The organism is Pseudomonas sp. TE3899 (genome assembly GCF_056279105.1).
Genome location: NZ_JBWBQR010000001.1, coordinates 6,523,921 through 6,537,622 on the forward strand (window position 1 = coordinate 6,523,921; position 13,702 = coordinate 6,537,622).

At 61.3% G+C, this 13,702-nt stretch carries 10 protein-coding genes; 3 read left to right on the forward strand and 7 right to left on the reverse strand.

What is annotated here, in order from left to right:
• Positions 1-69 precede the first annotated feature (69 nt).
• Both ACZ89E_RS29665 and ACZ89E_RS29670 read left to right on the forward strand, forming a co-directional pair.
• Entirely contained in the window at positions 70-423 is a 354-nt protein-coding gene (locus ACZ89E_RS29665) for a putative quinol monooxygenase (protein WP_149657936.1), read from the forward strand.
• A 43-nt stretch (positions 424-466) separates the two neighbouring features.
• Positions 467-697: a hypothetical protein gene (locus ACZ89E_RS29670; protein WP_149657935.1), complete on the forward strand. Its 231-nt coding sequence runs from the start codon at positions 467-469 to the stop codon at positions 695-697.
• Here the strand turns inward: ACZ89E_RS29670 and ACZ89E_RS29675 are convergent, their stop codons facing one another.
• Together ACZ89E_RS29675 and ACZ89E_RS29680 are read right to left on the reverse strand one after the other, a co-directional pair.
• Entirely contained in the window at positions 698-1,327 is a 630-nt protein-coding gene (locus tag ACZ89E_RS29675; RefSeq protein WP_149657934.1) for a flavin reductase family protein, read from the reverse strand.
• Positions 1,328-1,884: 557 nt separating this feature from the next.
• Positions 1,885-2,139 (reverse strand): hypothetical protein, encoded by a 255-nt coding sequence (locus ACZ89E_RS29680; RefSeq protein WP_149657933.1) that lies wholly within the window; start codon positions 2,137-2,139, stop codon positions 1,885-1,887.
• Between the two features lie 347 nt (positions 2,140-2,486).
• Between ACZ89E_RS29680 and ACZ89E_RS29685 the strand changes: the two genes are divergently transcribed.
• Entirely contained in the window at positions 2,487-3,242 is a 756-nt protein-coding gene (locus ACZ89E_RS29685) for a COG4705 family protein (protein ID WP_149657932.1), read from the forward strand.
• A gap of 135 nt (positions 3,243-3,377) precedes the next feature.
• Here ACZ89E_RS29685 and ACZ89E_RS29690 read toward each other — a convergent pair whose 3' ends face one another.
• From ACZ89E_RS29690 to ACZ89E_RS29710, 5 genes are all read right to left on the reverse strand, one after another.
• Positions 3,378-4,700, reverse strand: coding sequence for an MFS transporter (locus tag ACZ89E_RS29690; RefSeq protein WP_149657931.1), 1,323 nt, complete (start codon positions 4,698-4,700; stop codon positions 3,378-3,380).
• 279 nt (positions 4,701-4,979) lie between these two features.
• Entirely contained in the window at positions 4,980-6,311 is a 1,332-nt protein-coding gene (locus ACZ89E_RS29695) for a sigma-54-dependent transcriptional regulator (protein WP_463258315.1), read from the reverse strand.
• Positions 6,305-8,071, reverse strand: coding sequence for a sensor histidine kinase (locus tag ACZ89E_RS29700; protein WP_463258314.1), 1,767 nt, complete (start codon positions 8,069-8,071; stop codon positions 6,305-6,307). The genes ACZ89E_RS29695 and ACZ89E_RS29700 overlap by 7 nt, the downstream gene beginning before the upstream one ends.
• An 81-nt stretch (positions 8,072-8,152) precedes the next feature.
• A complete protein-coding gene (locus ACZ89E_RS29705) occupies positions 8,153-10,885 on the reverse strand; it encodes an RHS repeat-associated core domain-containing protein (protein ID WP_476256918.1) in 2,733 nt (910 codons plus the stop codon).
• 21 nt (positions 10,886-10,906) lie between these two features.
• A complete protein-coding gene (locus ACZ89E_RS29710) occupies positions 10,907-13,699 on the reverse strand; it encodes an RHS repeat-associated core domain-containing protein (RefSeq protein WP_476256919.1) in 2,793 nt (930 codons plus the stop codon).
• Positions 13,700-13,702 lie beyond the last annotated feature (3 nt).

The following is a 13,702-nucleotide window of genomic DNA, read 5'->3' on the forward strand; positions in this document are numbered from 1 at the left end:
GCGCCGCCTAACCTTGGATCCTGTCGCAGCCCGTCCCTGGCTGCCACGCAACTCCTGGGAGGGTTGAACATGTCTACGCAGATTCCCGTCAGTCATATGGCCTTTGTTCGTGCCCGCGCCGGGCGCTCGGCGGAACTCGGTGCGCGCCTGAGCGCGTTGATCGAGCCATCCCGTTCGGCCAGCGGTTGCCTGAACTTTGCCTTGCAACACTCGCAATGCGATCCCGACCTGTGGCTGGTGTCCGGTTTCTGGACCCATCAACAGGCCATGACCGCGTACTTCAGCACCCCCGCCATGCAGATTTTTGCCGAGCTGGTGCAGGACCTGGTGGTCAACAGCCTGGATTTTCATACGTTCAAGGACGTCTCGGCAGCTCAGGCGCTCGGTCAGACCAAAGCACAGGTGCACAAACTGGTCGGTTGAGGGTTTAATGGCGGCAATCTCAACTTAGCCAGGATGCGCGACCATGGCACGCAAAGCCTTTGAAACATTCGAAGCCGTATCAGCCGTAGTACCCCGCGAAGGCGGCTATTACGCGGCAATCGCCGTCAAAGCCATCGGTGGCAGCGGTGCTCCACGTTTTCACAAGCTGCTTGAAGAACAAACCTTCACCACGGCGCGCGAAGCCGATGAAGCAGCGGCGTTGGAGTTGACCAAGCTCAAAGGCGTCAGCGAAGACAGCGATTTGATCTGGTAGTTATTTCTTCGCCCCCGGGCGATACATCTTGAACAAGGCCTCTGGCCCCAGCTGAAAGTAATCCGCCGGCCCGCCGCCGCGCAGAATCGGTTCTGCCGCGGCGGTGTCGTACACCCCATCCTTCAACAGCCACTTGGCGATATGCACGGCGACCACTTCGCCCAGAATCAGCCAGCTCGGCACCACATTCCCGTCTGCACGCTGCAACTGAATGATCTGCGTGACCTTGCATTCGAAGGACACCGGGCTTTCGGCGACCCGTGGCACCTGAATGATTTTGGAGGCGGCGGGCGTGAGTCCGGCCAGTTCGAATTCATTGGTGTCGGGCGCAACCATGGCGCAGCTCTGGTTCATCTGCTCGGCGAGTGGTCGGGTGGCCAGGTTCCAGGCGAATTCGCCGGTCTGTTCGATGTTGTTCAGGCTGTCTTTGCGCCCGACGCTGGAAAAACCAATGATCGGCGGAATGTAGTTGAACGCGTTGAAGAAGCTGTAGGGCGCCAGGTTGAGGTGGCCGTCGGCATCCTGCGAGGAAATCCAGCCGATGGGACGCGGGCCGACGATGGCGTTGAACGGGTCATGGGGCAGGCCGTGGCCGTTGGCGGGTTCGTAGTAGTGGATGTCGTCGCGCATGCTTGGGGTTCCTGGGGCGATGTTCGGGATAAACGCATAGTGCAAGCGCGACCCTGTAGGAGCAAGGCTTGCCCGCGATGACGGCGGCACATTCAGCGATGAGGTAACAGGCCAGCCGCCTTTTGTAGGAGCAAGGCTTGCCCGCGAATGCGGCGGCACATTCAGCGATGAGGTGTCAGACCGGCCGCCTTTTGTAGGAGCAAGGCTTGCCCGCGAATGCGGCGGCACATTCAGCGATGAGGTAACAGGCCGGCCGCCATTTGTAGGAGCGAGGCTTGCCCGCGAATGCGGCGGCACATTCAACGTTGAGGTGTCAGACCGGCCGCCTTTTGTAGGAGCAAGGCTTGCCCGCGAAAGCGGCGGCACATTCAACGTTGAGGTGTCAGACCGGCCGCCTTTTGTAGGAGCGGGGCTTGCCCGCGAATGCGGCGGCACATTCAGCGATGAGGTGTCAGACCGGCCGCCTTCGCGGGCAAGCCTCGCTCCTACAGGGAATGTGCGTCTCCCAGAAACGACTAAGCCCGGCCGAAGCCGGGCTGTGATGCCGCGTTTGGGGGTTAGCTGATGGTGGCCGAGCCAGTGCGATCGTAGCCGTCGGCCGCGAAGGTGGCTGAGCCGGTTTTGTCGTAGCCGTCGGCGGCGAAAGTAGCGGAACCGGTTTTGTCGTAGCCATCCGCAGCAACAGTGGCCGAGCCAGTACGGTCGTAACCGTCGGCAGCTACGGCAGAGCCGGTGCGGTCATAACCATCGGCGGCGAAGGCGCCACCGGCCAGTACGGAAAGGGTCAGGGCGAGGATCAGTGGGGTTTTCATGGCGGTTGCTCCGGGTTCGTTGGCGTGGTGTGCCTTGGGTATGGGGTTGAGTTTACGCTCGATAAATTGATTAAAAAGCGCAAATTAATGCTAGTAAATATCGATTAAATTGATGTTAAGGCCGTGACGCGTTCTCGCTTTCAAGGTTCGAGTGAGCACATCGCAATGAATCGATCAGACAAGGGCAGGATGCATTCCGGGCATTAACCGGTGATTAATCGTTTCGTTGGCTTGCGTGACAGATTTTTCATACAGCACTTACCTATTTTTCACCGCTTCGCCGCCAGTCTGCGCGTCGGCCATCACCCTGAGAAACGGCTGCCACGACCACTGGAGTTCAACCCGTAATGAATAAGCTGCCTCAAATCACCCTGGCGTTCTGGGTGATGAAAATCTGCGCGACGACCCTGGGGGAAACCGCCGGTGATTTGCTGTCGATGACCCTTAATGTCGGCTATGCCATCAGCTCGCTGATTTTGATCAGCGTGTTCGTGCTGACCCTGATCACGCAGTTGATGTCGAAAACCTACAAACCGGTGCTGTACTGGATCGTGATTCTGTCCACCAGCACGGCGGGCACTACCATGTCCGACTTCATGGACCGCACCCTCGGGTTGGGCTACGCCACCGGTTCGATGATCCTGATTGCGATTCTGCTGGGGATTTTCGCGGCGTGGCGCTTGAGCGGCGACTCGCTGAACGTGAGCAAGGTCCAGACCTTTCGCGGCGAGATGTTCTACTGGATGGCGATTCTGTTTTCCAACACCCTGGGCACTGCGCTGGGTGATTACCTGGCCGACGATTCGGGCCTGGGCTTTGCCGGTGGTGCGCTGGTGATCGGCTCGGCCATCGCGGTGGTTGTGTTGCTTAAATACTTCACCAGGCTTTCGTCGGTGCTGCTGTTCTGGGTGGCATTCGTGCTGACACGACCGTTCGGCGCAACCCTGGGCGACTTCCTGACCAAACCCCATGAAAAGGGCGGTCTGGACTTCGGCACCATCGGCTCGTCGCTGGTGTTGGCGGGGATTCTGGTGGTGATGATTGCGGGGGCGGCTTACGCGCAGAACAAATATGGCAAGCGCGCGGTGGCCGAGTTGTCCTGATATCGAGGTGCGCCCATCGCGGGCAAGCCTTGCTCCTGCATTTTTAAGCCGTTCGAGAAATTTATGAACGACTCATCTCCGTAGGAGCAAGGCTTGCCCGCGATGGGGCCGATACAAACGACCTCTATGTAACGGTCAGTCGGTCTCGATCCGCGAATGCTTGCGGGTGTCTTTCATGGTCACGTACACCAGCAGCGACACGGCGATGCACGCGGTGACATACCAGTAGTAACCGGTTTCCATGCCGATGCTCTTGAACCACAGCGCGATGTATTCGGCAGTGCCGCCGAAGATTGACACGGTCAGCGCGTACGGCAGGCCAACGCCCAGGGCACGGATTTCGGTCGGGAACAGTTCGGCTTTGACCACCGCGTTGATCGAGGTGTAGCCGCTGACGATGATCAGCGCCGCCATGATCAGGAAGAACGCGCCCCACCAGGTCTGGATGGTGTGCAGGGTGGTCAGGATCGGTACGGTGAACAGCGTGCCCAGTACACCGAAGGCGATCAGGATCGGCCGACGACCGACCTTATCCGACAAGCCGCCGATGATCGGTTGCAGGCACATGAACAGGAACAGTGTGGCGGCCGAAATGCTGGTGGAGTCGGTGATGCTCATGCCGACGGTGTTCACCAGGTATTTCTGCATGTAGGTGGTGTAGGTGTAGAACGCCAGGGTGCCGCCCATGGTCAGGCCGACCACGGTCATCAGCTCTTTGGGATGGCGCATCAGCGTGCGCATGGCGCTTTCTTTTTTCTCTTTCTTGACCTTGTTGAACGACTCGGTCTCTTCCATGCCACGACGCAGGTAGAGCGCCACGACCGCACACAGCGCGCCGATGGCGAACGGAATGCGCCAGCCCCAGGCGTACAGCTGTTCGGTGGTCAGGGTCTGTTGCAGCACGATCAGCACGGCCAACGCGATGAGCTGGCCGGAGATCAGGGTCACGTACTGGAAGCTGGAATAGAAGCCGCGACGTTCCTTGGTCGCCATCTCGCTGAGGTAGGTGGCCGAGGTGCCGTACTCGCCACCGACCGACAGGCCCTGCAGCAAGCGCGCGAACACCAGCAGGATCGGCGCGCCGATGCCGATGGTTTCATAGTTGGGGCTCAGGGCGATCAGCAGCGAGCCGAAGCACATCAGGTACACCGAGGCCATCAGCGCACGTTTACGACCGGCGCGGTCGGCGTAGAGGCCCATCAACCAGCCACCGATCGGGCGCATCAGGAAGCCCACGGCGAAGATCGCGGCGGTGTTCATCAGCTGTGCGGTGGAGGAACCGGCGGGGAAGAAGGACTTGGCGAAGTACAGGGAAAACGCGGCGTAGACGTACCAGTCATACCACTCGACCATGTTGCCGACCGAGCCGCTGAAGATCGATTTGATCCGGCTGGCGGTGGTTCTTTCTTTGGCAGGCACGGCGGCCGACCCAAGCGGCAGGGCGTTGGAGTTATCCATTGAAGGATCCTTCGTTTAATTGTTTTTGTGGAGCGCGTGTAAACGCAGCCTGCAAGGGCTATAGCAGGAGGTGTGCCAAAGGGAGGAGGGCCGGTTTAGAGGGGGTGGAGGGGGTGGCTGAGCGGATAGTCGCTCAAGGTGACGATGCAGATGAGCGGATTTCCGCCTAATGATCGTTCCCACGCTCCGCGTGGGAATGCATCAAGGGACGCTCCGCGTCCCAGGTACGAGTGACGCGGAGCGTCACGGGCTGCATTCCCACGCGGAGCGTGGGAACGATCATTCGGGGATAAACATCTCCCGGCTCAACCCATGCCGCTGCAGCTTTTCATTGAAGGTCCGCCTCGGCAGTTGCAGCTCCTCAAGCACCGCTTTCACATCGCCCTTATGCCGGGTCAACGCCGCACGCAAGCAATGGGCTTCAAACGCTTCCTGTTGCGCTGCCAGCGACTGGCCAGGATCAATCCCCACCGGCTCCGGCTCACCCAGCCCCAACACCTGTCGCTCAGCCACGTTCGCCAGTTCCCGCACATTGCCCGGCCAGTCGTGGCTCAGCAGGTGGCTCAGTTGCGGGCCGCTCAAGGGCGGGAAGGTCCGGCCCAGGCGTTCGGCGGCGTGCTGGGCGAAGGTTTCGAATAACAACGGAATGTCTTCGCGCCGTTCGCGCAACGGTGGCAGGCGTAGTTCGGCGACGTTCAGGCGATAGGCCAAATCCTCGCGAAAGCGCCCGGCCCGGGCTTCGTCCAGCAGGTCGGGTTTGGTCGCGGCGATGATCCGCAAGTCCACGCGAATGCTCTGGTTCGAACCCAGGCGTTCCAGCTTCTGTTCCTGCAACACCCGCAACAACTTGACCTGCTGCGCCAACGGCATGCTTTCAATCTCATCGAGAAACAGCGTGCCGCCGTCGGCGTATTCAAGCTTGCCGATGCGCTTGCCCGAAGCACCGGTGAACGCGCCGCTCTCGTGCCCGAACAGCTCGGCCTCGAACAATTGCTCAGGGATCGCCGCACAGTTCAGCGCCACGAACGGCTTGTCCGCACGCGGGCCGAAGTCGTGCAGGCAACGGGCGACCAACTCTTTGCCGCTGCCGGTTTCGCCCCGGATCAGCACGTTGACTGGCAGCGTCGCCAAGTCCAGCACCTGTCGGCGCAAGGTCTGCAAACCACGGGACACACCGAGCAACGTCGCATCGAGTTTGGCGCGGTTGTCGGCCTGGACGTGCAAGGCCCGGTTCTCCAGGACCAACCGGCGTTTCTCCAGGGCCCGCCGCAAACTGCCGAGCAAGGTTTCCGGGCTGAAGGGTTTTTCGAGGAAGTCGTAGGCGCCATCGCGCATGGCTTCCACGGCCATCGGCACATCGCCGTGACCGGTCAGCAAAATCACCGGCAAATCGGCATCCCGGCGCTGCACTTCGGCCAGCAGTTCCAGGCCGGTCATGCCGGGCATGCGCACATCGCTGAGGATCACCCCGGGAAAATGCGCCGGCAGTTGCGCCAGGCATTCATCGGCGCGGCTGAACAGCTGCACCTCGAACCCCGACAGGCTCAGCCATTGTTCGACGGCGCTGCGGATGCTGCTTTCGTCGTCAACCACGATCACCGAATTCAGCATGGAACAGGTTCCTCCAGATCGATCGGCAAGGTCACGGTAAACACCGCGCCGTTCTCGTGATTGGCGGCACTCAGGCGTCCGCCGGATTCATGCACGATGGCAAACGAGACCGCCAGCCCCAGGCCCAGACCATCACCCACCGGTTTGGTGGTGAAGAACGGATCGAACACATTCGGCAGGTGCTCTTCGGCAATCCCGCCGCCGTTATCGGCGACGGTCAGGCGCCACAGTTGTTCGTCGGCTTCGAGGCGGATTTCCAGGCGTTTGCACGGTTTGTCCTGCACCGCGTCGAGGGCGTTGCGCAGCAGGTTGATCAGCACCTGTTCCAGGCGAATCGCATCGCCACGCACCCACGCCGGGCGGGTCAGGTGCAGCACGGTGCTGACGTTTTCATCCCGCAGCCGCGCGTCGAGCAGCTGCAAGGACTGATCGACCACCGCCGCCAGATCCAGGCGTTCACGCAAGCCGCTGGGGCTTTTGCGGGCGAAGGTTTTCAGGTGGCCGGTCAACGCGGCCATGCGGGTGAGCATGTCGTCCACCGGTTTCAACGCCTTGTAGGCGTCATCGACCCGGCCGTGATCGAGCAGTAAACGCAAGGTCGCCAACTGCATGCGCTGGGCGGTCAGCGGCTGGTTGATTTCATGAGCCAGTGCCGCCGACATCTGCCCCAGCGCCGCGAGCTTGGCCGATTGCACTAAACCATCCTGGGCGGTGCGCAAGTCGCGGGTGCGTTCTTCCACCAGTTGTTCCAGCTCTTCGCGGCTGCGCTGGCGCATTTTCGCCAGGCGCCAGCGCTGGTTGAGGAACAGCAGCAAAAACACCAGCGCCAGCCACGATCCGGCGGCGGCGAGGGCGGCATTGCGGCTGTCTTCGAACGCAACTTGCGGGCGGCGCAGCAGGTGCAAGGTCCAGCCTTCGGCGGGCAGCGGCAGGGATTCCCACAGGTAATCCGCCGTGCCGTCGGGGCCTTCGACCCGGGCCAGATCGCTGTTGTCGTCGAAGCGGCGTTTCGATTGATACACCAGCGGTGTCAGCGGTTGCTTGTCGTATTGGCGGGTGACTTTGAGTTCGGTGTGATCGCTGTCGTTCAGCGGTTTCAATGTGCGATAACGCCAGCCCGGCTGGTTGGCGATGAAGATAATCCCGCGGGCATCGCTGACTAACAGCGTGTCGCTGCCCTGGCGCCATTCGCGCTCAAGTTCGGGAAACTCAAGCTTGACCACCATGGCACCGAGGAACTCGCCGTTGTCCCGGGTCACCGCGCTGGAGAGGAAATAACCGGGAATGCCGCTGGTCACGCCCACCGCGTAAAAGCGCCCGGTGCCTTGGGTGCGGGTCTGGCTGAAGTAGGGGCGGAAGCCGTAGTTGTGACCGACGTAACTGCTGGGCAGACGCCAATTGCTGGCGGCCACGGCCAGGCCGGTGTGGTCGAGCAATTCCAGGGTCGAGGACTGGGCGGCGCCGTTGATCTTTTCCAGTTTGCGGTTCAGCAGGTCCTGCTGTTCAGGATTCACCGGGCCATCGAGGGCCGAACGCAATTGCGGGTCCAGCGCCAACACGGCGGGCAGGGCGCGATAGCGATCAATCAGGGTGTGCAGGGAGTTGGCGTACAACGCCAGTTGCTGATTGGCCCGGGCCGCGTCTTCCTCCAGGGCCTGGCGTTCGGCGTGGCGCATGGCCAGGGCGGCGGCCAGCACGGCGCCAGCCACGATCAGCAGGGTGTAAAGCGTCAGGCGCAGGGTTCGGGAAGTCGCGGGCATGGCGGCGCAAACAGTCAGTAATACGGGCGCGCACGATAGCATGTGAATTCGTGTCGTTTCAGGCCGGACCCATAATCGCCTCTACACTGCTGTGAATTTGGATGAACGAGAATGCAGGACTGTTCGCAGATCGTTCAGGCTTCTGATCCTTTTGTCTGTCTTCACGTTAATTTTTTTCAGGACCTCCTCTCGATCGAATTTTCGTGCCATCTCCGCCAAATTGATTTTGCCTTTCTCCAATGCGCCGACCATCGCGACGATGTCGGTATCCAGCGCATTGACTTGTTCAGCGGAAAGAGCCGATCCCGCCGCACTCACTTCACTGAGGATATCAAGGGTGCCCGGTATGGCTTTCAAGCCTGGTCCTGCCAATGGGACCTTCCCCAGCGCCACGGTTACCGCCTCTTTAGCCAACTTCTTGCGCCCGCCTGCTGTTCGCGGATCGTAGCTGGAAATGAGATCGGGAATGAGCTGATCGGATGTTTGGGAATAAACCTTTTTAATTAACTTGTCGGGATTCAACCGCCCGGATTCAAGGCTTACCGATGTGTTGAGGCCTGTCTCTTTTCCGATGTATGCCGTTGTTTTACTGACGACCGTGCTGGTGACGAAGCCGATGACTGCGCCGCCTGCCATCCCCACTGGACCTAGCGGTGCCCCGGCGATGGCACCAACGGCGGCTCCAACGCCCGCACCTGCCGCAAAGGAGGTGCCTTTTTCTGCCAGGAAGTATCCGGTTCGCTTACTGGTGGACTGCGCGTGCTCCGTCATTGATCGATGGTTAAGTATTTGTTGCCAGGTATCACGTACGCCCGTCTTCACTTCATCGAGGATTTCCAGATGCCGGTAGATTTTCAAGTCGTACGTAGCCTCTGGCGTCCAGTTGCCCCAATTAGCTTTGAACCGCTCCACAATCGCGAACGGGATTCTGACCCTGCCGCCTTGATCTATGTAGACAAGCGGATTGTTCCCCACAAACCCATACAAATTCAGCCCATCCACATCCCCCCCCGGATCGGCACTCACCCAACGCTGCAACCACGGCGCGTAATACCGCGCGCCGTAGTAGTAGAGCCCGCTGACATCCATCTCTTTGCCCGAATACCGAATCGTCTTGTAGTCCACCTCCACCGCCGAGCGCGCCGCCCACCACGCCGTGCCGCCGAAGGGGTAGTAGATTTCCTGGCTGATCAACGCGCCGTTGCGGTCCAGTTCGAGGGTGCTGGAGCCCAGGTGATCGTCGAGGCTGTAGCGCAACTGATTTTGCTCGATGGCCGCCGGTTTGCCCTTGACCCAGTGCAGGCAGCGCACGTTGCCCAGGGTGATGACGTGCAGTTCTTCGGCATCGTCCAGGGTGCGGATTTCCAGCCCCGGCAAGTACAGGACCTGGCGCACGTGGCTGACCGATTGCGCCTGGGTCACCAGGCGTTTGCTGACGCGCTGGCCTTGGCTGTAGACGTAGGTTTCTTCATCGTTGGGCCCGCCGCTGCGTTCCACCAACCGGGCTACGGCCAGTTGATCGCGGCTGTTCCAGGTCAGTGGCTGGCCTTGTTCCAGTAGCAGCAAGTTACCGTGGGCGTCGAACAGGTCATCGAACACCGGCGCCGGGTCGCCCTCGGCCCAGCGCACGCCACGGTTGCTGTCGGGGGCGATGTGCGTGGTTTGCGTGTGGTTATTGCCGGTGCGCACATGGCGCAGGGTCGTCAGGTTGCCGCCGGTATCGTATTCATACTGCTGGGCGTAGTTGTAGAGCCGGCCGGTGTCGACCGGTGTGATGGGGGTGGGCAAACCGGGACGCAGATTCGGCGTATCGGTTTCAAATCCGCTGGCGCTGCGCAACTGATACAGGGAGTCGTAGCTGAACTCGCGACGGCCGTCGACCCGCTGGTTGGCGAAGAACGCCGGGGTAAAGGCCAGGTCGTCGATGGCCAGTACATTGCCGACCCGGTCGTAGGTGTAGCCGAGGTTCTGCAACACGGGTTGACCGGGCAAACCGGCCTGCTGTCGGGTGAGCCGGCCATCCGCCGAGTCGTAGGTCCATAGGCTGACCACGCCATTGCTCGCCTGCTGTTCGATCACCTGGCCGGCGGCGTTGTAGTGAGCATCGGCGAGCACATCTTGGACCGTGCCGGTCGGGTCGAGCCGCAGTTGCACCCGTTTGAGTTGCCCGGCGATGTCGTAGCCAAACCGTTGCTGATGCGCCATGGCATCGGTCTGGTCCAGCACGGCGCCGAGGGGGCTGACGGTGCGGCGGCTGGTATAAGACGTGCCATCGGCAACGGTCCGGGCCTCGCCCAAGGCCTCGCCGCCCAGGCTGTAGCTGTCGAAGCTCACCGTGCCCGAAGGGTCGACTTGCCCGATCAGTTTCCCGCGCAGGTTGTGGCTGGCAGCCGCCGTGGCGTTGGCATAGGTGAAGCGCTCGACGTTCGGCTGGGCATTTTCCTGGAGTGCGATCACGCGCAACTGATTGTCGTAGGTGGTTTGCCAATGCGTGCCACGCGGGTCCCAGCGTTGCCGCACTTCACCCGACACGCCGGGCAGGTTCAAGCGCCAGCCGGCATCGACGCTGTCCACCCTTACGGCCTCGCCGGACAGCTGATAAATCGTAGCCAGGTTGGGTTTGGGCGCAACCCCGTAAAGCCTCGGGTCCCATTGTTCGATCAACCGGCCACTGACGTTGAGGACCTGCCGGGTCACCCGTGCTTCCACCAAACCACCGGTCCCTTTACGCAGGTAGGCTACCTGCCTCACCGGTAGCCCTCTGGGGGCGTGGACGAAAAGCGTCGGTGTATTCAGGTGCGTTGATCGATTCATGGGTTGCTCCCGGTGCATCACTCATCTTCGAGAAGCCTTCGCCGCCGCCCGCGCCTGCCGTGCCAGATACATATTGTCGGTGGTGCCCATTTCCTTGTACTGGGCCATGCCTTTTTGAATGCGGCTGATGTAGTCGAGGGTTGTGGTCGTGGCTTGCTGCAATCCGGCCCGGGTGATAGGTGCAAGCATGGCCTTGGGGGTCATGAAGTTCACGTTGGGAATGACGTCGGCCGGGTTGACCGTGTCGGTGCCCAGCGCATCGAAGGCATTTTGCGCCCAGGCCCAGCGTTGCTCCGTCGCGGCTTTCCATTCGGCGGTCATGGCTTCGATCTTGGCGATCTTGACCGGGTCGAGGCGGTTCGTGATGTCTTCGGCTTCCACCGCACGGGCGAACATATTCAAGGTGCCAGGAATAATCGACAGCCACGTGGCAACCACTCGGTTCAATACGAATTCCGGATTGAGCACGGCGTTGAGCGCCGGGTGAATCACCTCGTCTTTTATGCTGCGCCAATTGGGCTGTATGTCGTTGGCGGGGGGCGGGATACCCAGCATCTCGTCAATCGCGGAAACGGATATTTTCGAGGTTTGCGGGATGAGCGTGGATATCAATCCCAGGCTGCTGGTGACCGGCTCTCCCAGCGCGCCGGCCGTGTCCCCGCCGAGGTTGCCACCGGTCAACGCGCCAGGATCCGTGAATTGCAGGGCGTGAGGCGCGTTGGGAAGAACGGCGCTCGCTTGTGGCGCGCCGATCACGCCACCTTCATAGCCGATGACACCCAGGAATGTCTCTCCCAACAGGTTCTTGAACAGACTGCTGACAATGTTCTTCTGATGAATGATGTTGTCGACCTGCCCGAGTGTCTGCTCTGACACCCCCCCCAGGACGGAAATAAAACCCGAGTAGAGAAAAATCACGTTCTCTTCCCGGGCACCGCCCTCGGGATCCACATAGCGCAGCGGGTTATTCCCCACCATCGCATACAAATTCAGCCCATCCACATCCCCCCCCGGATCGGCACTCACCCAACGCTGCAACCACGGCGCGTAATACCGCGCACCGTAGTAGTAGAGCCCGCTGACATCCATCTCTTTGCCCGAATACCGAATCGTCTTGTAGTCCACCTCCACCGCCGAGCGCGCCGCCCACCACGCCGTGCCGCCGAAGGGGTAGTAGATTTCCTGGCTGATCAACGCGCCGTTGCGGTCCAGTTCCAGGGTGCTGGAGCCCAGGTGATCGTCGAGGCTGTAGCGCAACTGATTTTGCTCGATGGCCGCCGGTTTGCCCTTGACCCAGTGCAGGCAGCGCACGTTGCCCAGGGTGATGACGTGCAGTTCTTCGGCATCGTCCAGGGTGCGGATTTCCAGCCCCGGCAAGTACAGGACCTGGCGCACGTGGCTGACCGATTGCGCCTGGGTCACCAGGCGTTTGCTGACGCGCTGGCCTTGGCTGTAGATGTAGGTTTCTTCATCGTTGGGCCCGCCGCTGCGTTCCACCAACCGGGCTACGGCCAGTTGATCGCGGCGGTTCCAGGTCAGTGGCTGGCCTTTTTCCAGCAACAGCAAATTGCCGTGGGGGTCGAAGTGTTCGTCGAAAATCGGTGCCGGATCGCCCTCGGCCCAGCGCACACCGCGATTGCTGTCGGGGGCGATGTGCGTGGTTTGCGTGTGGTTATTGCCGGTGCGCACATGGCGCAGGGTCGTCAGGTTGCCGCCGGTATCGTATTCATACTGCTGGGCGTAGTTGTAGAGCCGGCCGGTGTCGACCGGTGTGATAGGGGTTGGCAAACCGGGACGCAGATTCGGCGTATCGGTTTCAAAACCCGCGGCGCTGCGCAATTGGTACAGCGAGTCGTAACTGAACTCGCGACGGCCGTCGACCCGCTGGTTGGCGAAGAACACCGGGGTAAAGGCCAGGTCGTCGATGGCCAGCACATTGCCGACCCGGTCGTAGGTGTAGCCGAGGTTTTGCAACGCTGATTGGCCGGGTAAACCGGCTTGTTGTTGGGTAAGCCGGCCATTGGCCGGATCGTAGGCCCAGCGGCTGACCACGCCATTATTTGCGTGCTGTTCGATCAGCTGGCCGGCGGCGTTGTAGTGAGCATCGGCGAGCACGGCTTGAGCCGAGGCCGTCGGGTCGAGTTTTAATTCCACCCGTTTGAGTTGCCCGGCGAGGTCGTAGCCGAACTGTTGCTGATGCGCCTTTGCATCGGTCAGGTTCAGCACGGCGCCGAGGGGGCTGACGGTGCGGCGGCTGGTATAAGGCGCACCGTCGACAAAGGTCCGGGAATCGCCCAAGGCCTCGCCGCCCAGGCTGTAGCTGTCGAAGCTCACCGTGCCCGAAGGGTCGACTTGCCCGATCAGTTTCCCGCGCAGGTTGTGGCTGGCTGCCGCCGTGGCGTTGGCATAGGTGAAGCGCTCGACGTTCGGCTGGGCATTTTCCTGGAGGGCGATCACGCGCAACTGATTGTCGTAGGTGGTTTGCCAATGGGTGCCGCGCGGGTCCCAGCGTTGCAGCACCTCACCCGACATCCCGGACAGGTTCAAGCGCCAGCCGGCATCGACGCTGTCCACACGAACCGCTTCGCCGGACAGCCGATAAACCGTGGCCAGGTTGGGGGTGGGCGCAACCCCGAAAAGCCTCGGGTCCCATTGCCCGATCAATCGGCCACGGACGTCGTGGAGCTGCCGGGTAATGAGCGCATCCGCCGTGCCACCCACCTCCGTGCGCAGGTACGCCACTTGGCGAAGCGGCAGGCCACGACTGTCATTCACCACCAGCGAGGGTGTGCGCCCATGCACGGTCGTCATCATGGC